This is a genomic window from Microbacterium sp. MF43 (assembly GCF_012847295.1).
In the GTDB taxonomy this organism is placed as follows: Bacteria; Actinomycetota; Actinomycetes; order Actinomycetales; family Microbacteriaceae; genus Microbacterium.
Genome location: NZ_JABBDY010000003.1, coordinates 250,958 through 271,166, shown reverse-complemented (window position 1 = coordinate 271,166; position 20,209 = coordinate 250,958). Strand labels below are relative to the sequence as shown.

General features: G+C 69.7%; 20 protein-coding genes and 1 tRNA gene. 9 read left to right on the top strand and 12 right to left on the bottom strand.

Going from position 1 to position 20,209, the window contains the following annotated elements:
• Nucleotides 1–73: 73 nt before the first annotated feature.
• From HF323_RS09685 to HF323_RS09665, 5 genes are read right to left on the bottom strand one after another with little or no spacing between them, the layout of a single operon-like run.
• Nucleotides 74–1,579, bottom strand: coding sequence for an amidohydrolase family protein (locus tag HF323_RS09685; RefSeq protein ID WP_169582383.1), 1,506 nt, complete (start codon nucleotides 1,577–1,579; stop codon nucleotides 74–76).
• Nucleotides 1,576–2,217, bottom strand: a complete 642-nt coding sequence (locus HF323_RS09680; RefSeq protein WP_169582382.1) for an FMN-binding negative transcriptional regulator — start codon at nucleotides 2,215–2,217, stop codon at nucleotides 1,576–1,578. The genes HF323_RS09685 and HF323_RS09680 overlap by 4 nt, the downstream gene beginning before the upstream one ends.
• Before the next feature lie 38 nt (nucleotides 2,218–2,255).
• On the bottom strand, nucleotides 2,256–3,257 hold the full coding sequence (locus HF323_RS09675; protein WP_169582381.1) for an Fpg/Nei family DNA glycosylase: 1,002 nt from the start codon (nucleotides 3,255–3,257) through the stop codon (nucleotides 2,256–2,258).
• Between the two features lie 7 nt (nucleotides 3,258–3,264).
• Nucleotides 3,265–3,810 carry a ribose-5-phosphate isomerase gene (locus tag HF323_RS09670; RefSeq protein ID WP_169582380.1) on the bottom strand — a complete coding sequence of 182 codons (546 nt, stop codon included), beginning with the start codon at nucleotides 3,808–3,810 and terminating at the stop codon, nucleotides 3,265–3,267.
• 48 nt (nucleotides 3,811–3,858) lie between these two features.
• Nucleotides 3,859–5,085 carry a ferrochelatase gene (locus HF323_RS09665; RefSeq protein ID WP_188241685.1) on the bottom strand — a complete coding sequence of 409 codons (1,227 nt, stop codon included), beginning with the start codon at nucleotides 5,083–5,085 and terminating at the stop codon, nucleotides 3,859–3,861.
• Nucleotides 5,086–5,237: 152 nt separating this feature from the next.
• On the opposite strand from HF323_RS09665, the gene pepN reads away from it, so the two are divergent.
• The 4 genes from pepN (at nucleotide 5,238) to HF323_RS09645 (ending at nucleotide 11,353) form a co-directional block, all read left to right on the top strand.
• Nucleotides 5,238–7,784: an aminopeptidase N gene (pepN, locus tag HF323_RS09660; RefSeq protein ID WP_169582378.1), complete on the top strand. Its 2,547-nt coding sequence runs from the start codon at nucleotides 5,238–5,240 to the stop codon at nucleotides 7,782–7,784.
• A gap of 228 nt (nucleotides 7,785–8,012) precedes the next feature.
• A complete protein-coding gene (locus tag HF323_RS09655; RefSeq protein ID WP_169582377.1) occupies nucleotides 8,013–9,128 on the top strand; it encodes a mechanosensitive ion channel domain-containing protein in 1,116 nt (371 codons plus the stop codon).
• On the top strand, nucleotides 9,125–9,625 hold the full coding sequence (locus HF323_RS09650; RefSeq protein ID WP_169582376.1) for a globin: 501 nt from the start codon (nucleotides 9,125–9,127) through the stop codon (nucleotides 9,623–9,625). The genes HF323_RS09655 and HF323_RS09650 overlap by 4 nt, the downstream gene beginning before the upstream one ends.
• A gap of 57 nt (nucleotides 9,626–9,682) precedes the next feature.
• Nucleotides 9,683–11,353 carry an FAD-binding dehydrogenase gene (locus HF323_RS09645; RefSeq protein ID WP_169582375.1) on the top strand — a complete coding sequence of 557 codons (1,671 nt, stop codon included), beginning with the start codon at nucleotides 9,683–9,685 and terminating at the stop codon, nucleotides 11,351–11,353.
• Between the two features lie 22 nt (nucleotides 11,354–11,375).
• On the opposite strand, the gene HF323_RS09640 is transcribed toward HF323_RS09645, so the two are convergent.
• On the bottom strand, nucleotides 11,376–12,047 hold the full coding sequence (locus HF323_RS09640; protein WP_169582374.1) for a hypothetical protein: 672 nt from the start codon (nucleotides 12,045–12,047) through the stop codon (nucleotides 11,376–11,378).
• 101 nt (nucleotides 12,048–12,148) lie between these two features.
• Here HF323_RS09640 and HF323_RS09635 point away from each other — a divergent pair, with 101 nt between their 5' ends.
• Entirely contained in the window at nucleotides 12,149–13,003 is an 855-nt protein-coding gene (locus tag HF323_RS09635) for an acyl-CoA thioesterase II (RefSeq protein ID WP_169582818.1), read from the top strand.
• Nucleotides 13,004–13,047: 44 nt separating this feature from the next.
• On the opposite strand, the gene HF323_RS09630 is transcribed toward HF323_RS09635, so the two are convergent.
• The 4 genes from HF323_RS09630 to HF323_RS09615 form a co-directional block, all read right to left on the bottom strand.
• The gene (locus HF323_RS09630) at nucleotides 13,048–13,566 is read right to left on the bottom strand and encodes a thioesterase family protein (protein ID WP_169582373.1); all 519 of its coding nucleotides are present in this window, start codon (nucleotides 13,564–13,566) and stop codon (nucleotides 13,048–13,050) included.
• Nucleotides 13,559–15,238, bottom strand: coding sequence for an energy-dependent translational throttle protein EttA (gene ettA / locus HF323_RS09625; protein WP_169582372.1), 1,680 nt, complete (start codon nucleotides 15,236–15,238; stop codon nucleotides 13,559–13,561). The genes HF323_RS09630 and ettA overlap by 8 nt, the downstream gene beginning before the upstream one ends.
• 134 nt (nucleotides 15,239–15,372) lie before the next feature.
• Nucleotides 15,373–15,912, bottom strand: a complete 540-nt coding sequence (locus tag HF323_RS15275; RefSeq protein WP_317451046.1) for a hypothetical protein — start codon at nucleotides 15,910–15,912, stop codon at nucleotides 15,373–15,375.
• 70 nt (nucleotides 15,913–15,982) lie between these two features.
• Complete coding sequence (locus HF323_RS09615) at nucleotides 15,983–16,498, bottom strand: single-stranded DNA-binding protein (RefSeq protein ID WP_169582371.1); 516 nt, start codon at nucleotides 16,496–16,498, stop codon at nucleotides 15,983–15,985.
• Nucleotides 16,499–16,716: 218 nt separating this feature from the next.
• Between HF323_RS09615 and HF323_RS09610 the strand changes: the two genes are divergently transcribed.
• Nucleotides 16,717–16,974, top strand: coding sequence for a hypothetical protein (locus tag HF323_RS09610; protein WP_169582370.1), 258 nt, complete (start codon nucleotides 16,717–16,719; stop codon nucleotides 16,972–16,974).
• A 1-nt stretch (nucleotide 16,975) separates the two neighbouring features.
• Here HF323_RS09610 and HF323_RS09605 read toward each other — a convergent pair whose 3' ends face one another.
• Nucleotides 16,976–18,400, bottom strand: a complete 1,425-nt coding sequence (locus tag HF323_RS09605; RefSeq protein WP_169582369.1) for a PLP-dependent aminotransferase family protein — start codon at nucleotides 18,398–18,400, stop codon at nucleotides 16,976–16,978.
• 61 nt (nucleotides 18,401–18,461) lie between these two features.
• Between HF323_RS09605 and HF323_RS09600 the strand changes: the two genes are divergently transcribed.
• Nucleotides 18,462–19,082, top strand: coding sequence for a hypothetical protein (locus HF323_RS09600; RefSeq protein WP_169582368.1), 621 nt, complete (start codon nucleotides 18,462–18,464; stop codon nucleotides 19,080–19,082).
• 24 nt (nucleotides 19,083–19,106) lie between these two features.
• On the opposite strand, the gene HF323_RS09595 is transcribed toward HF323_RS09600, so the two are convergent.
• Nucleotides 19,107–19,319, bottom strand: coding sequence for a methyltransferase (locus HF323_RS09595; RefSeq protein WP_169582367.1), 213 nt, complete (start codon nucleotides 19,317–19,319; stop codon nucleotides 19,107–19,109).
• Between the two features lie 107 nt (nucleotides 19,320–19,426).
• On the opposite strand from HF323_RS09595, the gene HF323_RS09590 reads away from it, so the two are divergent.
• Together HF323_RS09590 and orn are read left to right on the top strand one after the other, a co-directional pair.
• Nucleotides 19,427–19,499: transfer RNA gene (locus HF323_RS09590), tRNA-Arg, on the top strand.
• Nucleotides 19,500–19,563: 64 nt separating this feature from the next.
• Nucleotides 19,564–20,190, top strand: coding sequence for an oligoribonuclease (gene orn / locus HF323_RS09585; RefSeq protein WP_169582366.1), 627 nt, complete (start codon nucleotides 19,564–19,566; stop codon nucleotides 20,188–20,190).
• Nucleotides 20,191–20,209 lie beyond the last annotated feature (19 nt).

Below are 20,209 nucleotides of genomic sequence, written 5' to 3'. Positions count from 1 at the left end.
ACAGGCGGAAGGCGGCATCCGACGCCCTCCCGAACCGCGACGGGGGCAGACCCCCGGTTTCGCGCGCGGGTGGCTACCCGACGTGCGTCAGACGCCCGCCGAGAAGGGTCGCGGTCACCGTCATGCCGCGCAGCTGAGCCTCGTCGGCGCGGAGCGGGTCGTGGGCGCACAGTGCGAGGTCGGCCGGCATGCCCGGCTCGATGCGCGCCGGTGCGAGCGATCCCCCGCGGGTCGAGGCGCCCAGCGCCGTCGCGGCGTCGACGCTCTGGTGCGGCTGCCAGGCCTCCCGGCCGTCGCGCGTGCGGAACACGGCCGACGCCATCGCCGCCCACGGGTCGAGCGGCGACACAGGCGCGTCGGAGCCGAACAGGAGGTTCGCGCCGGAGTCGGCCAGCGCCCGCAGCGGGTAGGGCTGCGCTGTCTGATCGGCCCAGATCATGTCGGTCATGTCCCGGTCGTCGATCGCGTGCTCGGGCTGGACGCTCGCGCCGACCCCGAGTCGTGCGAATCGGGGGATGTCGGCGTGAGCCACGAGCTGGGCGTGCTCGATCGTGCCCCACGCACCGGTCGCGGCGAAGGCGTCGAGCGCGTGCGTGTTGGCGACGTCGCCGATGGCGTGTATCGCGCATGAGATCCCCGCCGCGGTCGCGCGCGTCATGAGGTCGACGAGCGTCGCGAGGTCGACCGTCAGCATGCCGTGATTGTGAGGGTCGCCGGGATACGCGTGAGAGCAGGCGGCTGTGCGGGTCCCGAGCGAGCCGTCGGTGATCACCTTGAGCGAGCCGACGCGAGCGAGAGCGGATGCCCCGCCCCGCGCCGGATCGCCGGTCTGCAGTCCGTCGGCGATCGCCCGGTCGAGGTACTGCGGGTAGATCCCGAACTCGACGCGCAGCACATCGAAGCCGGCGCGCGTGCGCCGAGCCCACGCGTCCTCGTTCCACGCCATGTCGAGGTCGACCAGTCCGACGACACCGCGAGCCGCGGCATCCGCCGCCATGCGCTCCACGAAGGGATCGGCAGTCTCCGGCGCGACCGCGTTGAGGCGACGCGACACCTCGAACGCCGGCTCCTCGCGAAGGATCCCGGTGCCGTCGTCGTCGAACCCCTCGCGTCGCAGCGCCGCCGAGTTGAGCCAGACGCTGTGCACGTCAGCGTTGATCAGGTACGTGGGAATCTCCCCCGTCGCCGCGTCGAGCAGGTCGGTCGTCGGCGCGTCCGGCCACAGCGCGTCCCGGAATCCCGTCCCGATGCGGCGTCCGTCCGGCAGCATCGGCGCCCCACTCATGAGCCGGGCGGCGTGTGCCGCCGACGTGGCGTGGCCCAGTGGCGCGCGCTGGGCGGCGAGAGCCCATTGCACGACGTGCACGTGATGGTCCCACAGCCCAGGGAGGAGCCAGGAGCCGCCGCCTTCGAGAACCAGGCCGCGCCGCGCAAGTGCGCCGGCCGGAGCCACGTCGACGACGAACCCGTCGGCGAGGTGCACATCCACGACGTCGTCGGCGAAAGGATCGGTGCGCTCGGAACCCGTCAGGCGGACGTCGGCGATGACGTCGGGCCTCTCGCCGCGGGCGGCGCTCATCGAGCGGCCCTGCGCGTGTCGAGGTCGCGGCGCATCTCACGCGCGAGGCGCGGATCGGCGTAGGGCCCCGCCCCCGCCTCGAGCTCGGCGATGATCGTCTCGACGACCTCATCGGGCCGGTTCTGGCTGAGCTTGCGCTTGGCGACGACGCGCGTCGGCGTCAGGCGAAACCCGACGGTGCCGCGTTCGAGCCGCGTGACGTAGTCCGGATCGTTCGGCCGCTCCCAGAGGAGTCGCGGCTGGAGCATCCCGCCCTCGAAGCGTGCGACCAGCCGGTCGAGCACGCGCAGGTTCTCCTCCGGCGACAGCAGCTCGGGCACTCCCGCCAGGTGCGCCGACACGAAGTTCCAGGTGGGCACGCTCGGCACGTCGCCGTACCAGCCCGGAGAGATGTAGCCGTGCGGCCCCTGCACCACCACGAGCAGTTCTCGCTCGCCGAGCCCGTGGATGAGATCGTCGGGCTTGCCGACGTGGCCGACAACAGTGAGATCATCTCGGCCCTCGTCGAGGAGAACGGCGTAGTGCGACGCCACGAGCCCCCCGTCGGCATGGCTGACCAGGGTCATCCAGGGGTTCAGGTCGATGAGGCGACGAAGCTCGGCGACGTCCGTCAGCGCGAAGCTCGGGTTCTGACGCATGCACCCAGCCTAGAGTCCGGAGCGGCCGCCGATCCGCCTCAGCGCTGGCAGGACGGGCACCAGTAGAGCTTGCGCGTGGCGACCTCCTCGACGACGATCTCGGTGCCGCACACCCGGCAGGGCAGACCCGCCCGGTGGTACACCCAATGCCTGTCGTCGCGGTTCGCCATGGCCTTGCGATACGCGTCGGGATCGAGGTCGTCCATCGTCATCATCTGGCCGGTCTCGACGCCGATCGCGAGCAGCCGCACCCAGTCGCGCCAGATCCCGCGCACGATCTCCTCGGGCACGTCGCGGCCGGGGGTGTGCGGATTCAGGCGCGCCCGATACAGCAGCTCGGCCCGGTAGACGTTCCCGATGCCGCTGACCACGCTCTGGTCCATCAGGAGCAGTCCGATGGCGGTCGGCTTGCGGCGAACGACGGACGTGAAGCGCTCCTCGCCCTCGGCGACGTCGTCGACGAGCGGATCCGGACCGAGCTTCGCGATCGTCTCGGCCACCTGATCGGGAGACTGCAGTTCACAGGCCGTCGGACCGCGCAGATCGGCGACCGTCGAATCCGTCATGAGCCGCAGGCGGACCTGGCCGACGACGGGCGGCGGCCACTCCTCGCCATCGCCCGGGAGCCCGGTCGTCTGCTCCGACATGCGCACGTGCACCCGTGTGCGCCGCGGAGCCCCGATCGACGTGAGCGAATTCTCGCCGGCGGCGTCGAGGATCGGTGGGCTGTCGAGGTCGGTGCCGCGCTGATTGGTCTGCCCCATGCGCCCGTTCGCCGCCGCGATCGTCGGGTCGACCAGGATCTCTCCGGCGAAGTCCCAGGCGCCGTACATTCCCAGATGAACGCGCAGCCAGAGGTCGTCGTCGAACTCGAGGAACATCTGCTTGCCGACGGCGCGCACCGACCGCGCCTCACGGCCGTCGATCATCGCGGCGCCCTCGACGAAGCGTCCCTGCGGGCTCGACGCCGTCACGACGCGGCCGACGAAGTTGCGGTCGAACTGGCGTGCGATGCGGTGGACGGAATGGCCCTCGGGCATCGCCGGTTCAGCCGGCCTCGGGGTCGAACGAGCTGTCGTCGGCGTCGAGCACGTCGGGCCGGCCGGGAGTCGCCCGCGGGTCGGGCTCCAGCGACCCGTCTCGCTCATACGCGGCGAGCTGCCCGATGCGGCGCGCATGCCGCTCCTCGCCCGAGAAGGGCGTGTCGATGAAGCGGTCGATGAAGGACACCGCCTCGTCGAAGGTGTGCTGGCGCGCGCCGATCGCGATGACGTTGGCGTCGTTGTGCTCGCGAGCGAGCTCGGCGGTGGCGATGCTCCACGCGAGCGCGGCGCGCACGCCGACGACCTTGTTGGCCGCGATCTGCTCACCGTTGCCCGAGCCGCCGAAGACGACGCCGAGCGCCTCGATCCCCGCGGCCTGGTCTCGGACCACGGCCTTCGCCGCGCGGATGCAGAAGGCCGGGTAGTCGTCGAGCGGGTCGTACTCGATCGGACCGTGGTCGATCACCTCGTGGCCCGCGGCGGCCAGGTGGTGCTGCAGCTGGGTGGAGAACTCGAGGCCGGCATGGTCGGTCGCGATGTGGATGCGCATGGGCTCAATCCTAGGAGCGCGGCGATGACGCCCCGCGTCTGTGTCGAGTCAGGGGGCGATACCAGCGGCGGCCGGTTTGAAGCCCGCCCGGATGTTCTCGCAGCAGGCGGGGCGGCACACGTCGAACCACGGTCCGAGCTGCGTGGAGTGCGGCCGTTCGGCGGCGGGCGTGCCGTTCACCCGCTCCTCGACGAGGTCGACGAGTCCCGCGACGAAGGCCGGATCGACGCCGGGAGTCGGAGTGCGCACGGACCGGATGCCGGCTTCGGCCGCGGCATCCGTCGCCTCCGTGTCGAGATCCCACAGGACCTCCATGTGGTCGCTCATGAAGCCGAGCGGCACGATCGCCACCGCCTCGATGCCCGCGCCGGGCAGGTCGGCGATCACGTCATTGACGTCGGGTTCGAGCCACGGCTGGCTCGGCGGGCCCGACCGGGACTGGTAGACGAGCTCCCAGCCGACGCGCGCCGCCGAGGGGATCTCGGCGGCGACGGCAGCCATGACCACCTCTGCGACGGCGAGGTGCTGAGCGGCGTACGCGCCGCCGGCCCCGAAGTCGCGATGGGCGGGATCGCCCTCGCGCGGGCCCGAGCGCTCGGCGTCGGCAGTCGGGATGCTGTGCGTCGAGAAGAGCACGCGGATGGCCTCGGGGGCGAGGCCGTCGGCGAGGAAGCCCCCCACTGCGTCCCGTACGCCGTCGATGAACGGCTGGACGAAGCCGGGGTGATCGAAGAACTGGCGCACCTTGTCGATCGTCACGGTGCCGGCGAGCCCGGTCTCGGTGAGCACACGGGCGAAGTCCTCGCGGTACTGACGGCAGCTCGAGAAGGACGAGTAGGCGCTCGTGGCGAGGCCCAGGAGGTTGGTGTGCCCGGCAGCCGCGGCATCCTGGACCGCCTCCTCCAGATACGGGGCCCAGTTGCGATTCCCCCAGTACACGGGCAGCTCGATCCCGCGGCGCGAGAGCTCCGATTCGAGCGCCGCCTTGAGTGCCCGGTTCTGCGCGTTGATGGGACTCACCCCGCCGAAGTGGCGGTAGTGGTGCGCCACCTCTTCGAGCCGCTCGTCGGGGATCCCCCGCCCCCGCGTCACGTTGCGCAGGAACGGGATGACGTCGTCCTGCCCCTCCGGTCCTCCGAAGCCGGCGAGGAGGATCGCGTCATACGCGACCGGGACCTCCACATGCGGGGGTCCGGATGCCGCGGCCGGCGAGGCGAACGGAACGACGGCGTCGTTCGGGGAGATCTCGGAGGGGTTCTGCGGTTCCGACGTCACCCTCCCATCCTTCCACCGCGCCGAGGGGTGTCGGACCGGAACCGTCCACACGCGCCGCCACCGCCCGGGCGCTGGAATAGGCTGGTCCGGTTGCCGCCGGCGCCAGCAGCGCCTCCGACGCGGTATCCACCCTCACCCACGGGAGCATTGCAGTGCCTGGAGAGAACCTCACCCGCATCGAGGCGCAGGAGCGCCGCGCGATCGTCGACACCCACTCGTACGAGGTGGACCTCGACCTGACGAAGGGCGACGAGGTCTTCGCGTCGCGCACCGTCGTGCGCTTCGCCGCGACCGCCGGCGCCGACACCTTCATCGACCTCATCGCCAGGGAAGTGCGCGAGATCACCCTCAACGGCCGATCGATCGACCCGGCCGACGCGTTCCGCGACTCGCGCATCGCCCTCACCGATCTCGCGGCCGAGAATGAGCTCGTCGTCGACGCCGACTGCCTGTACACCAACACGGGCGAGGGCCTGCACCGCTTCGTCGACCCCGTCGACGGCGAGGTCTACCTCTACTCGCAGTTCGAGGTGCCCGACTCCCGCCGCATGTACGCGGTCTTCGAGCAGCCCGACCTCAAGGCGACGTTCCAGTTCACGGTGACCGCGCCCGAGCCGTGGAAGGTCGTCTCCAACTCCCCCACGCCCGAGCCGAAGAAGCACGGCGACGGCACCGCGACGTGGACGTTCGCGCCGACGCCGCGCATCTCGTCGTACATCACGGCGCTCATCGCGGGCCCGTACGAGGGGACGTTCTCCGAGCTCACCAGCGCCTCGGGCAAGGTCGTCCCGCTCGGCGTCTACGGCCGCAAGAGCCTCTGGCAGCACCTCGACGCCGACTACATCTTCGAGAAGACCCGTCAGGGCTTCGCCTACTTCGAGGACAAGTTCGACTACGCGTACCCCTTCGAGAAGTACGACCAGCTCTTCGTCCCGGAGTTCAACGCGGGCGCCATGGAGAACGCGGGCGCGGTCACGTTCACCGAGACCTACGTGTTCCGCTCCAAGGTCACCGACGCCGTCAAGGAGCGCCGCGTCGTCACGATCCTCCACGAACTCGCCCACATGTGGTTCGGCGACCTCGTCACGATGAAGTGGTGGAACGATCTGTGGCTCAACGAGTCGTTCGCCGAGTGGGCGTCGACCATCGCCACCGCCGAGGCCACGGAGTGGACCGAGGCGTGGACCACGTTCAACGCCATGGAGAAGACCTGGGCGTACCGCCAGGACCAGCTGCCCTCTACGCACCCCGTCGTCGCGCAGATCAACGACCTCGAGGACGTGCAGGTCAACTTCGACGGCATCACCTACGCCAAGGGCGGGTCGGTGCTCAAGCAGCTCGCGGCCTGGGTGGGCATCGAGCAGTTCTTCGCGGGCGTCGCCGCGTACTTCAAGAAGCACGAGTGGTCGAACACCGAGCTGAGCGACCTCCTGTCCGAACTCGAGACGACGAGCGGCCGCGAGCTCTCGACGTGGTCGATGAAGTGGCTCGAGACCGCCGGCGTGAACACGCTCTCCCCCGAGATCGCAACCGACGTCGACGGAACGATCACCCGATTCGCAATCGTCCAGACGGCGCCCGCCGACTACCCGACGATCCGCCCCCACCGGCTCGGAGTCGGCTTCTACTCGCTCGACGGCGACAGCCTCGTGCGCGTGCACCACGTCGAGCTCGACGTGGACGGCGACCTCACCGAGGTGCCCGAGCTGAAGGGCCACAAGCGCCCCGATCTCGTGCTCCTCAACGACGAGGACCTCGCGTATGCGAAGATCCGCCTCGACGAGCGCTCGCTCCAGACGGCGATCGATCACCTCGGCAAGATCAGCGACCCGCTCGCGCGTTCGCTGGTCTGGGGCGCGGCATGGGACCAGACGCGCGACGCCGAGGCATCCGCGTCCGACTACGTCGACCTCGTCCTGCGCAACATCGGCTCCGAGACGGAGTCGACGACGGTCCGCACCACCCTGGCCCAGCTGCAGCTTGCCGCGAACGCCTACGTCGCGCCCGAGAAGCGCGATGCGACCCGCCAGAAGGTCGCCGACGCCCTGTGGGAGCTCGCGCAGGCAGCCGAGGCGGGAAGCGACAGCCAGCTGCAGTTCGTCACCGCCTTCGCGAGCGCCGCATCAACGAGCGCGCAGTGGGAGAAGGTGCGCCAGGTGCGCGACGGCGAGGTCGCCTTCCCCGGACTCGAGATCGACACCGACCTCTCGTGGCAGCTGCTCGTGGCTCTCGCGGCCGGCGGCAGGGTGACCGTGGCGGACATCGACGCGGCGCTGGCCGCCGACAACACCGCCAAGGGCGGCGAGTTCGCGGCGCAGGCGAAGGCCGCACTGCCGTCCGCCGAGGCCAAGGCCGCCGCGTGGTCATCGCTCGTCGACAGCGACGACCTGCCCAACACGATCGTGCGCTCTGCGGCGCTCGGCTTCGTGAACCCGGCAGGTCGCGCCCTCCTCGGTGCGTATGTCGAGCCGTACTTCGCGTCCCTGCTGCCCATCTGGGAGACGCGGAGCTACAAGATCGCCGAGTACCTGATCTTCGGCCTGTACCCGGCTCCGCTCGCGAACCCCGAGCTGCGCGATGCGACGCGCGCCTGGCTCGAGGCCAATGCCGATGCCGCCCCGGCCCTGCGCCGCCTCGTCGCCGAGAACCTCGCCGGCGTCGAGCGCGCGCTGTCGGTGCAGGAGCGCGACGCTCAGTAGCACCGGAACCACGAGGACACAGCGGCGACACCCCTCCCGACGCACTGCGGGGAGGGGTGTCACCGTGGTCCCGGACCGCGTCCGCAGCACGGCGCAGAACCACGGCGTGCGCGAGGCCGCGGTGTCGGGGCGAGCGGCGAGCGGTGCCCCTGATGCGCTGCGCACCAGACGGCGACCTCGGCCCGGCGCTCAGCGGTCGCCGAGGCATCCCTCGTTAGGATCGTGGCGATGATGGAAGCAACCCTCGCCAGCGCGCCCGCCCCGACGTCCGGTCCGACCGATGTGAGCATCACGTCCGCCGAGTTCTGGGAGAGAGTGGGCGCGTTCTTCGTCGCGTTCGGCTGGAACATCGTGACGGTGGGATGCATCGTCATCGGCGCGATCCTCGCCGTGTGGATCCTGCGCCTGGTGATCCGACGGGTCGTCAACCGCATCGTCTCGGGTGCGAAGAACAAGGCGAACGTCGACGACACCCAGGCGCTCGACCGGTCGCCTCTCGCGTCGGTCCGGCTCGTGCAGCGCACCCGCACGCTCGGTTCGATCCTGTCGAACATCGTCAACGTGACGATCGTCATCATCGCGCTGCTGCTCATCATCAACGTCCTCGCGCCCACCGCTCTGGGGTCCCTCACGCTTCTCACGGCCGCTGTCGGCGCGGGGCTCGGCTTCGGGGCGCAGAACATCGTCAAGGACGTCCTCAACGGCATCTTCATCGTCGCCGAGGACCAGGTCGGGATCGGCGACGTCGTCGACCTCGGTCTCGCCTCCGGCATCGTCGAGTACGTCAGCGTGCGGGTCACCCACGTCCGCGACGTGAACGGCACCCTCTGGTACGTCCGCAACGGCGAGATCACGCGCATCGGCAACCTCTCGCAGGGGTGGTCCCGCGTGATCCTCGATCTGTCGATCCCGGTCGATGCCGACATCGACGAGGTGGAGAAGCTTCTGCTCGAGACCGCCAAGGGCCTCGCGAAGGACGCCAAGTGGAGGACCCGGATCCTGGAGCAGCCCGAGGTGTGGGGCCTCGAGTCGATCTCCGGCGATGCTCTCGTGATCCGCCTCGTCATGAAGACCCGTGCGAACGCCAAAGACGACGTCGCCCGCGAGCTGCGGATGCGTGTCAAGAAGGCGCTCGACGAGGCATCCATCACCCTTCCGGCCCTCAACACGATCATGCCGACCGGGATCGAGGGCGCCCAGCGCGTGCGCGGCGCCAACCCACCGAAGACGAAGCCCACCGCGGTCACCCCGCCGGCCGCGGCCTCCCGCCCGGTCTGGAAGCCCAAGCGCACGCCGAAGACCCCGCCGACCGCCGGCGGGGACGACACGAAGAGCACGCCATGACAGACGCACTGAGCTTCTACGACGAGATCGGCGGCCACGAGACATTCGTGCGCCTCGTCGACGCGTTCTACCGCGGGGTGGCGGACGACGACGTGCTGCGCCCGATGTATCCCGAAGACGACCTCGGCCCGGCCAAGGAACGGCTGACAGGGTTCCTCGAGCAGTACTGGGGCGGACCGACGACGTACAGCGAACAGCGGGGGCACCCGCGACTGCGGATGCGCCACGCACCGTTCCACGTCAACCCCGACGCCCGGGACCGCTGGCTCGCGCACATGCGGGTCGCGGTCGACGAGCTCGGGCTCTCGCCGCTGCACGAGGCGACCCTGTGGGACTACCTGCAGCGCGCCGCGCACGCGATGGTGAACACGTTCGAACCCACCGGCATCGGCCCGGCGGCCGGATCCCGGTCCGCGACGTCACTGCCCGTCACCGCCACGCCGTCCTCTCCGCCGGTGTCTCCGGCTCCCCCGGCTCGAAGCGACGACAGCGACTGAACCCGGCCGCGCCGTGACGAGGCGCCGCACCCCGCCAACCCCGACGAAGGAGTCGACATGACCGCATCCGCCGCATCGCACACCGCGGACGTCCTCGTGATCGGCTGGGGCCTGGCCGGCCTGGTGGCCGCGAGCGAGGCGATCGCAGCCGGCAAGCGGGTCGTGATCGTCGATCAGGAGCCGCGCTCCAACCTCGGCGGCCAGGCGTGGTGGTCCTTCGGCGGTCTGTTCTTCATCGACTCCCCCGAGCAGCGCCGCCTGGGCATCAAGGACTCCCTGGAGCTGGCACGGCAGGACTGGTTCGGCACAGCCGGGTTCGATCGTGACGAGGATACCTGGCCGAAGCAGTGGGCCGAGGCCTATCTGCAGTTCGCCCATCATGAGAAGCGCGCCTGGCTTCGCGAGAAGGGCGTCGGCTTCTTCCCCATCGTCGGCTGGGCGGAGCGCGGCGGGTACACCGCAACCGGTCCGGGCAACTCCGTCCCGCGCTTCCACATCACGTGGGGCACCGGCCCGGGTCTCGTCGCCCCCTTCCAAGCCGCCGTCGAGTCGGGCGAGGCGCAGGGGCGCGTCACGATCCTCCCCCGCCACCGCGTGACGGCTCTCACGCTCGTCGACGGCGCCGTGACGGGCGCACAGGGCGACATCCTCGCGCCGTCGGGGGCCGCGCGCGGCGTGGCGTCCTCTCGCGAGACGGTGGGGTCGTTCTCGATCGCTGCGGGCGCGACGATCGTCGCGTCGGGCGGCATCGGCGGGAACCACGAGCTCGTCCGCCGCTGGTGGCCGGAGCGGCTCGGCAGCGCGCCTGCGACCATGGTCACCGGCGTACCGGCCTACGTCGACGGCTCGATGCAGGCCGTGTCGGAGACCGCCGGCGCCAGGCTCATCAATGGCGACCGCATGTGGCATTACGTCGAGGGCATCCAGAACTGGGATCCGGTCTGGCCCGACCACGGCATACGCATCCTGCCCGGCCCGTCTTCGCTGTGGCTCGACGCGACAGGCCAGCGCCTGCCGGTGCCCCTCTTCCCCGGCTTCGACACTCTCGGCACGCTCGCGCACCTGCGCGCCACAGGCCACGACCACTCCTGGTTCGTGCTCTCGCAGCAGATCGTCGAGAAGGAGTTCACGCTCTCCGGGAGCGAGCAGAACCCCGACCTCACGGGAAAGGACGTGCGCCTCCTCGCGAAGTCCCGGCTCGGCAAGGGCGCCGCAGGTCCCGTGCAGGCGTTCATGGACAAGGGGGCGGATTTCGTCGTGCGCGACTCGCTCGACGAGCTCATCGCCGGCATGAAGGCGCTCCCCGGCGGGGAGCTGCTCGACGGCGACCGGGTGCGGTTCGAAGTAGAGGCACGCGATCGTGAGATCGACAACGAGTTCACCAAGGACGCGCAGATCGCGATGCTGCGTTCGGCGCGGTCGTATCGGGGCGACAGGCTCATCCGCACCGCGACCCCGCATCGCATCCTCGACCCCACGTCCGGTCCGCTCATCGCGGTGAAGCTCCACGTGCTCACCCGCAAGTCCCTCGGCGGCATCGAAACCGACCTCTCCGGACGCGCGCTCGGCGTCGGCGGTCAGCCGATTCCGGGCCTCTACGCCGCGGGCGAGGCGAGCGGCTTCGGCGGCGGCGGCGTGCACGGGTATCGCGCCCTCGAGGGGACGTTCGTGGGCGGATGCCTCTTCTCCGGTCGCGTCGCGGGGCGCGCGGCGGCCGCGGCTGTCTAGGACCCCGGGCGCCTGTTGCGGCTCAGCTCGCGCCCGTCCGTCGCACGGGCGTGAGCCCGATCGCGACCGGGCCGCGGACCACGACATGACCGCGCTGCAGCGACACGCGCGTCCACGGGCCGCTCGCGTAGACGCGGGCGGTCTCGGATCCGCTGATGAATCCCATGCTCACGGCGGCGAAGGCGACCCCCAGCGGGAGGCCGCCGAGCTCGTCGTCGGGCGCTCCCCAGACCGACGCGCGGATCGCCCGCACCACCTCTTCCCCGGCGTCGGTGGGCACCGCGTCTGCCACGCGTGCGATCCCGCCCTGCGCCTTCGCCGCGAGCACCGACGCGTCGATGCCCGGTCGCTCACTCCACCCGGAGCGAGGCGGCGCGACACCCGCCCACGCGGGTGAGAGTGCGGTGTCGGGAAGCTGCACCGCCGTCGCGTCGTCCGGTGCGGCAGAGAGGGCGGATGCCTCGACCACGAGATCGCACATCAGCTCGGGGTCTGCCGCGAGCGTCCGCATCGCGAGGACGGTCGGTGTGGCGTCGCCGATCCCCCGGGGGGCCAGCGCGGCGGCGGTCATGACGAGGATGCCGCCCGTCGCCTGGAGGCGCACCGCCTCGTCGGTGAACCGATCGGCCCGGCCGGCGAAGGTCAGGGCATCGGCGGCGGACTCGGGGTCGGCGAGGAGAAGGCGGGGAGACATCGCCCCCTAAGCTACCAAGCGAGCGATGGGTGGCAGACCGCCCCGGAAGGAGATCCGTGGAGCACGCGGAGTGGGAGCCCGACCCCGATCCGGTGGCGTCGATGCTGTCGGTGCTCGATCTCGCCGGATCCGACGCCAGGACGACAGAGGACATCTTCACCGGCGTCTCGCAGTCGATGCCGCTCGGTCGCGTCTACGGCGGGCAGGTGCTCGCCCAGTCGATGGTCGCCGCCGCCCGCACGATCCCCGATGGTCGCAACATCCACTCCATGCACGGATACTTCCTTCGACCGGGCGACTCCGCGAAAGGCATCACGTTCGCGGTCGATCGGATCCACGACGGCCGGTCCTTCTCGACACGCAGGACGCAGGCCTTCCAGGAGGGCGTCCCCATCTTCTCGATGATCGCCTCCTTTCAAGACGAGGACCCGGGGATCGAGCACCATGCGCCGATGCCCGATGGCCTGCCCGGGCCGGAGGACCTGCCCGACATCGAAGCGCACCTTCACGGGCTCCACCCCATGTCCAAGCGGCTCTTCACCGACCGGCCGGTGGATCTCCGACACGTGCCCTCGCCGATCTATCTCTCCGTCGAGGGTGAGCGTGAACCCAGCCAGGCGGTATGGATGAAGGTGCGACGAGCCATCCCCGACTCCCCCGATCTTCACCGTGCGGCACTGGCGTACCTGAGCGATCTCACCATCCAGGAGTCGATCCTCCGGGCGCACGGGATTCCGTGGGCGACCCGCGGTCTGAAGGTGGCGAGCCTCGATCACGCGATGTGGTGGCACCGCTTCGGGCGGGTGGACGAGTGGGTGCTCTATGTGCAGGAGTCTCCGAGCGCCCGGGGCGGCCGCGGCCTCGCGACCGGTCGCGTGTACGCGCAGGACGGCACGCTGCTGGCGAGCGTCGCACAGGAGATCATGGTGCGCGTCCCGGAGCCGGAGGCCGTCTGAGCAGGCCACGCTCACGCGCGGCCCACGCTCATGCGCGATGCGCTTCAGGCTCGGTGTGCGTACGCGATCGGGGCTCCCACGTACGGGGTCCACGCCTCCCGCTCGGCGGCCGACAGCCTCAGCGGGCGCCCGGTCGCGGCATCCACTTTCACCACCACCGTGGTCGCGCGCGCATACACCGTCTGCGGCCGCGTGTCGGATGCCGTCTCGATCGGGCTGCGCACTTCGTAGCAGACCTCGATGCTGGAGCCGCCGAGCTTCCCGAACCACATCTGCACGTCGAGCGGATCCCGCTGATAGGGAACGGGTGCCAGGTACTCGATCTCCTGTCGCGCGATGAGCGTGAGCACGCCGCTGAGGATGCTCGACTCGAGCACTGCCGTGTCTGGCGCGGTCTCGCCGGGCTCGGGGAGCCAGAACGCGCGGACGCGCGCCTCTTCCAGCAGCTTGAGCATGGACGTGTTGTTGACGTGGTTGAAGGCGTCGAGATCGCCCCAGCGCAGGTGGATGGGGATGTGCAGGCGCCGCCCTCCGGCGGCGCCTGCCTCCGCGGCGTCAGTCACGCGTGAGCTTGCGGTAGGCCGAGCGGTGGGGCTTGGCCGCCTCCGGACCGAGGCGCTCGATCTTGTTCTCCTCGTACGCCTCGAAGTTCCCCTCGAACCAGTACCACTTGTCGGGGTCCTCATCCGTGCCCTCGTACGCGAGGATGTGCGTCGCGATGCGGTCGAGGAACCACCGATCGTGAGTGATGACCACGGCGCAGCCGGGGAACTCGAGCAGCGCGTTCTCGAGCGACTGGAGAGTCTCGACGTCGAGGTCGTTCGTCGGCTCGTCGAGGAGGAGCAGGTTGCCGCCCTCCTTGAGGGTCAGCGCGAGATTGAGACGGTTCCGCTCACCACCCGACAGGACGCCGGCCTTCTTCTGCTGGTCGGGACCCTTGAACCCGAACTTCGACACGTAGGCCCGCGACGGGATCTCGGTCTTGCCGACCGTGATGATGTCGAGCCCGTCCGACACGACCTCCCACAGCGTCTTGTTGGGGTCGATGTTCGAGCGCGACTGGTCGACGTAGCTGATCTTGACGGTCTCACCGATCTTGAGGTCGCCGCCGTCGAGCGGCTCGAGCCCGACGATCGTCTTGAACAGCGTGGTCTTTCCCACGCCGTTCGGTCCGATCACGCCGACGATGCCGTTCGGCGGGAGGCTGAAGCTCAGGCCGTCGATGAGCGAGCGCCCGTCGAAGCCCTTCTGCAGCTTCTTCGCCTCGATCACGATGCTGCCCAGACGCGGTCCCGGCGGGATCGTGATCTCTTCGAAGTCGAGCTTGCGCGTGCGGTCGGCCTCGGCGGCCATCTCCTCGTAGCGGGCGAGGCGCGCCTTCGACTTCGCCTGACGGCCCTTGGCGTTGGAGCGCACCCACTCGAGCTCTTCGGCCAGCCGCTTGGCGAGCTTGGCGTCCTTCTTGCCCTGGATAGCGAGGCGCTCGCCCTTCTTCTCCAGATAGGTCGAGTAGTTGCCCTCGTACCCGATGAGGCGGCCTCGGTCGACCTCGGCGATCCACTCGGCGACGTTGTCGAGGAAGTACCGGTCGTGCGTGATCGCGATCACGGCGCCGGGGTACTTCTGCAGGTGCTGCTCGAGCCACAGCACGCTCTCGGCGTCCAGGTGGTTGGTGGGCTCGTCGAGCAGAAGGAGGTCGGGCTTCTGAAGAAGCAGCTTGGTGAGAGCGACGCGGCGCTTCTCACCGCCGGAGAGGTTGGAGACGGAAGCCTCGCCGGGCGGCGTTCGGAGAGCGTCCATTGCCTGCTCGAGCTGGGAGTCGAGGTCCCACGCATCGGCCGCGTCGATCTCTTCCTGGAGGGTGCCCATCTCGGCCAGCAGCGCGTCGAAGTCCGCATCGGGATCCGACATCAGCGCGGAGATCTCGTTGAAGCGATCGACCTTGGCCTTGATCGCGATGCCGTCCTGGATGTTCTCGAGCACCGTCTTGGACTCGTCGAGCTCAGGCTCCTGCATGAGGATCCCGACGCTGAACCCCGGCGTCAGCTTGGCCTCGCCGTTCGAAGGGGTGTCGAGGCCCGCCATGATCTTGAGGATGGTCGACTTGCCCGCTCCGTTGGGGCCCACCATGCCGATCTTCGCCCCCGGGAGGAACGCCATCGTGACGTCATCGAGGATGAGCTTGTCTCCGACCGCCTTGCGGGCGCGGACCATCGAGTAGATGTATTCAGCCATGTCGTGTGAGCGTTCTCCTGTCGGGTGGCGACGTCAGCCTCCCAGCCTACCGGCCGACGGCTGAGCGATCCGCGAGCGCGGATGTCGCGGTCGGCGCCACGACGTCTGCCGCGGCCGGCGTCACTGCGTCGGCGTCACCAATCGATCGGGCGCGTCTGGCCGATCAGGCATCGCCCGTCGACGACGGGCAGGACGACGGCGTGCGGGTCGCCCGTCGTGGATCCGACCTGCCCGACCAGGCACTCGTCGCCCCACAGCACCGAGAACTGGATGCTCTCGGCTGGGTTGCCGATCGTCGTCTGGTCCGCGGTGACCTCCATGGCGACCTTGTCGAACCCGGCGGCGACGAGCGCGTCGATGTACGCACGACCGGCGTCTCGGGACTCCGAAGCCCACACGCGCTCGGTGACGGCGAGGAACAGCGGCAGGTTGTCCTCGGCGGTTCCTTCTGGCACGAGCGTGGGCGCGGGATCGACGTCGGACGTCGGGGTCGGAGTGTCCTGCGGGCTCGCCGTGCCTGGGGAGGGAGTCTGCCCTGTCGACGGGCCCGGCTCGGGAGCGTCCGTGCAGGCGGCGAGGCCGGCCGCTGAGAGAGCCACCAGGGCCGCCACGGCGGCCGCACGTGCCGACGCATGCACGATCCGCACACCGGCACGCTCGGGATTTCGGGGCACGGACCGAGTCTATGACCCGTCACCCCGAACGCCCTGTGAGCACGATCGAACGGCGCGACGCCGCGTCGCGTCAGAACGGCGCGTCGACACCGGCGGGCTCGAGCGGACGGGCTTCGCCCTCCGAGCCGGGCTCCGGGCCATTCGAAGCTGCCTCGGCATCCGCACCCGGCGCGCGCCACTCGGGCGCATCCGCGTCGCTGCTCCACGCATCACTCCCCGCAGCGGCCGCCGGAGCGACCTTGCTGAACGTGGAGGTGCCCCACCGCAGGTCGTGACCGATCGCCTCGGCGTCGATCTCGACGTCGGTACCGCGCTTCGTGCCGTTGTCCCAGTCCTTGATTCGGAGCCGTCCCGTCAGCACGACAGGCTGGCCCTTGCGGAGCGACTCGAATGCGTGATCGGCGAGCCCACGGAAGGCTGACACCGAGTACCAGTTGGTGCCGCTGTCGACCCAGACGCCGGTCGGCCGGTCGAAGCGGCGCTGTGCGCTGGCCAGCCGGAACGTGGTGATCGAGACTCCTCCACTCGTGCGCTTGCTCTCGGGCTCGGTCGCGACGTTCCCCGTGATCGTGATGGTGTCGGACATCTTTCCTCCTCGTCTGCGGAGACCTTCCCCGCCCCGCCGGCGCCTGAGTGCCCGTCAGGCGCCGACGGTGAGACGAGCCTGACGGCTTCGGATCACCGTCCGAGTGCGAACTCCGGAACCTGGGGACAGCTGCCTCGCGGCCCTCCCTGGGGAGAAGCAGGTCCCGATCGACGAATGTCGGTGATCGCATTTATGTTCGAAGAAGGAAGGAGCAACCCATGACGCAGGACGCGCTGATCACCGACCGACCCGCCATCGCACCCGAGGCGCCGGTTCGACTCCTCGACGCCGCCCCATCGCTGTGGCGCGTGATTGACCGCAGCGGCCGAGTGATCGGCCACCTGCAGGCTCTCGCGGCCGGCGGCGACACGCGGTACCGCGCTCGCCGCTTTCACGCGGCGTCCAAGGCTTTCCGCGAGCTCGGCGACTTCTGGTCGGCAGAGGATGCGATCGACTGTCTGCGCTTCGCCCGATGACTCACACGACGGATTCGTACTGCTCCACCATCGACGACGGCGCGCCCGCCTTCACGTCGGCCCACGACTCGGCGAGCAGCTCGGCCGCACGCACGACATCGTCCGGCGGCGCAGTGAAGGGAACCCGCAGATGCCGATCGTGACCCCCGTCCACCGAGAAGCGCGGTCCGGCAGAGAGGAGGACTCCTCGCGCTCGAACGTCCAGCACGAGCGCGGCGCTGAGGGGAGCATCGAGCTCGATCCACAGCGCGACTCCGCCCGGAGCGTACGGTATGCGCCACGTGGGGATTCGAGTCCGGAGCGCCGAGGTAAGGGCGTCGCGCCCGGAACGCAGGAGGGCCGATCTCTGCTGCGCGATAGCGGCGAACTCGGCGAACAGCGCGGCCGCCACCGCCTGCTCGAACTCCGGCGTGCCTAGATCGTGTGCCGGGCGGGCGGCGGCGAATCGCCGAACGAGGTCACCCGATGCGCGAATCCACCCCACCCGGAGGCCGCCCCAGACCGTCTTGCCCAGGGAGCCGATGCGAACCACCCCCGACGGGTCGGCGCTCGCGAACCCCGGCGCTACCGGTCCGCGGTCGATGTCCAGGTCGGCGGTCGTCTCATCCAGGACGAGCACCGCACCCGCCCGCTCTCCGGCCCGCAGGAACACCTCACGCTCGATCGCATCCATCGACCGCCCCGTGGGATTGTGGAAGTCCGGCATCAGATACGCCATCACCGGGAGCGTCCGCGCGAACACCTGCTCGGCCCGATCGACATCCCACCCCGCGTCGGTCGTGACCGGGACGCCGACCAGTCGCGCCCCTGCGCGGCGCAGCGCGTCCACCGCGTGCGGATAGGTCGGGGTCTCGACGACGACACGGTCGCCGCGACCCAGCAGAACGGACGCGACGAGGTGGATCGCGCTCTGCGCGCCGGTCGTCACGAGCACCTCCGCAGGCGAGGTCGGGATGCCTCGCCGCTCATAGTGCGCGGCGATCGCTTCACGCAGCTCGGTGCTGCCGAGCACGTCGTACCCGACGCGCGACACCAGCGCTGGAGCGTGCGCGGCGACTTCGCCGATGATGCCGGCCAAGCCGGGCCACGCCGGCGGACTCGCCTGCTGGAGATCGATCATTCCGTCGCTCGGTTGGGTCTTGCCCGGATCGCGACGCTGCAAGGGCAGAGTGACGCTGCCCGAGCCTCGCAGGCTGGCGATGTGACCCGTCTCGCGCAGGCTCCGATAGGACGCCGCAACCGTGCTGCGGCTGAGGTGGAGCGCGGCAGCCAGCTCGCGTTCGGCGGGCAGAGCGGTCCGCGGGGCGATCCGGTTGTCCAGGCAGAGCAATCGGATACCGTCCGCGAGCGCCTCATAGGCGGGCTCGCGCGTTCGCCACCCTCCGAGGGCGGCGGCCAGTGCGCGGGCGGAGATCCGGGAGTCCATAGGGCCAGGGTATCCATATTGGCCTGTTCCGCACATGCCAATCCTGCGATTGGATGGGAGCATGGTTCGTCGCGTCGTGCAGCTCTTCGTTGGCCTGTTCCTGTACGGGGTCGGCTGTGCGATGACCGTCCAGGCCGGCCTGGGCGTAGACCCGTGGACCGTCCTCGCTGAAGGAATCTCGATCCATACCGGGATCGGCATCGGCTGGGTCGCCAACATCCTGGGGTTCTTCGTCCTGTTGCTGTGGATCCCGCTGCGACAGAAGCCCGGTGTCGGCACGATCGCCAACATTCTGCTTGTCGGCACGAGCATGCAGGTCGCGCTTGCCGTCATCCCGCCCGTGAGTGGGCTGATCGCACAGTTCGCCGTTCTTCTCGGCGGAATCGTCGTCGTCGCCATCGCCTCAGGGCTCTACATCGGCGCTCACTTCGGCCCCGGGCCGCGAGACGGACTCATGACCGGCATGCACAGACGACTCGGGTGGCCGATCTGGACCTGCCGAGCGCTCGTCGAGCTGACGGTGCTGACCATCGGCTGGCTTCTCGGCGGCACCGTCGGCATCGGCACGGTGCTCTTCGCCTTCCTTATCGGGCCGCTGGTGCACCTCGCGCTGCCGCTCCTCGACACGCGTCGAACGATCACGCCGGGCACGTCGACGGAATCGTCGATCGCTCGGCGCTGAGCATCGACGGACGCTCGGGCGAGCCTAGTGCTCGCGGAACTCCGGCCAGTCGCTCCCCGGCGTCATGCGCGCGTGGAGGGCGCTCTTGGCGATCTCCATCGAGGGATAGCTGCCGGCCGAGGCATCCGCCCCCGCCATGGTGACCGTGTACCCGTCATCGTCCTTGCGAATGCTTCCGACGACTCCCGAGGGGCCGTAGGCGACCCACAAGGGGTGGTGCGTCTCCGTGGTGCTCATGCCCGAACTCCTTTCGATGCGTCCGATGCAGACGCTACGCCGCGTCCGCGTTGCGCGCCAGCCTTCGCGGCCTGCCCACAGGAACCGCTAGCCTGGGAGACACCCTTCCCTCCGTAGCTCAGGGGACAGAGCGAGCGGTTTCTACCCGCCAGGTCGGGGGTTCGAATCCTCCCGGGGGGGCACAAATGGCCTCGGCGACGGCGCTGAGGCGTCGGCGTCCGGGGCCGTCAATAGGATGGAGCGCATGGTGGGGGCACCCGAGAACGACCGACTTGTCTGGATCGACTGCGAGATGACGGGACTCGACCTCGACGTCGATGAACTCGTCGAGATCGCGGTCGTCGTGACCGACTTCGAGCTGCGCCCGCTGCATCCGGGCTTCCAGGTCGTCATCAAGCCCGACGCGAGTGCGCTGGCGAACATGAGCGAGTTCGTGACGAAGATGCACGCGAAGTCCGGCCTGCTCGATGAGATTCCTCACGGCGTGTCCGTCGCGGACGCCGAGTTCCAGGCGCTCGAGTACATCCAGCAGTATGTGCCGCTCGAGGGCAAGGCTCCGCTCGCCGGCAACACCATCGGCACCGATCGCATGTTCATCGCGAAGTACATGCCGCGGATCGATCACTGGCTGCACTATCGCAACGTCGACGTCTCGAGCATCAAAGAGCTCGCCCGCCGTTGGTACCCCCGGGCCTACATCCACGCGCCGGCCAAAGACGGCGGGCATCGCGCGCTCGCCGACATCATCGAGTCCATTCGCGAGCTCGCGTACTATCGCCAGGCCGTCTTTGTGCCTGAGCCCGGTCCGACGAGCGACGGCGCACGAGCGGCGGCTGCGGCGGCCGTGTCGTCGTTCGCCCCAGAGGTGTGAGAGAATCTTCTGGTTGCCC

Bases quoted from the DNA above. Each gene is read 5' to 3' on its own strand.
- HF323_RS09685 (WP_169582383.1), bottom strand. From the start codon at position 1,579: ATGAGCGCCGCCCGCGGCGAGAGGCCCGACGTCATCGCCGACGTCCGC.
- HF323_RS09680 (WP_169582382.1), bottom strand. From the start codon at position 2,217: ATGCGTCAGAACCCGAGCTTCGCGCTGACGGACGTCGCCGAGCTTCGT.
- HF323_RS09675 (WP_169582381.1), bottom strand. From the start codon at position 3,257: ATGCCCGAGGGCCATTCCGTCCACCGCATCGCACGCCAGTTCGACCGC.
- HF323_RS09670 (WP_169582380.1), bottom strand. From the start codon at position 3,810: ATGCGCATCCACATCGCGACCGACCATGCCGGCCTCGAGTTCTCCACC.
- HF323_RS09655 (WP_169582377.1), top strand. From the start codon at position 8,013: ATGATGGAAGCAACCCTCGCCAGCGCGCCCGCCCCGACGTCCGGTCCG.
- HF323_RS09650 (WP_169582376.1), top strand. From the start codon at position 9,125: ATGACAGACGCACTGAGCTTCTACGACGAGATCGGCGGCCACGAGACA.
- HF323_RS09645 (WP_169582375.1), top strand. From the start codon at position 9,683: ATGACCGCATCCGCCGCATCGCACACCGCGGACGTCCTCGTGATCGGC.
- HF323_RS09640 (WP_169582374.1), bottom strand. From the start codon at position 12,047: ATGTCTCCCCGCCTTCTCCTCGCCGACCCCGAGTCCGCCGCCGATGCC.
- HF323_RS09635 (WP_169582818.1), top strand. From the start codon at position 12,149: ATGCTGTCGGTGCTCGATCTCGCCGGATCCGACGCCAGGACGACAGAG.
- ettA (WP_169582372.1), bottom strand. From the start codon at position 15,238: ATGGCTGAATACATCTACTCGATGGTCCGCGCCCGCAAGGCGGTCGGA.
- HF323_RS09615 (WP_169582371.1), bottom strand. From the start codon at position 16,498: ATGTCCGACACCATCACGATCACGGGGAACGTCGCGACCGAGCCCGAG.
- HF323_RS09610 (WP_169582370.1), top strand. From the start codon at position 16,717: ATGACGCAGGACGCGCTGATCACCGACCGACCCGCCATCGCACCCGAG.
- HF323_RS09605 (WP_169582369.1), bottom strand. From the start codon at position 18,400: ATGGACTCCCGGATCTCCGCCCGCGCACTGGCCGCCGCCCTCGGAGGG.
- HF323_RS09600 (WP_169582368.1), top strand. From the start codon at position 18,462: ATGGTTCGTCGCGTCGTGCAGCTCTTCGTTGGCCTGTTCCTGTACGGG.
- HF323_RS09595 (WP_169582367.1), bottom strand. From the start codon at position 19,319: ATGAGCACCACGGAGACGCACCACCCCTTGTGGGTCGCCTACGGCCCC.
- orn (WP_169582366.1), top strand. From the start codon at position 19,564: ATGGTGGGGGCACCCGAGAACGACCGACTTGTCTGGATCGACTGCGAG.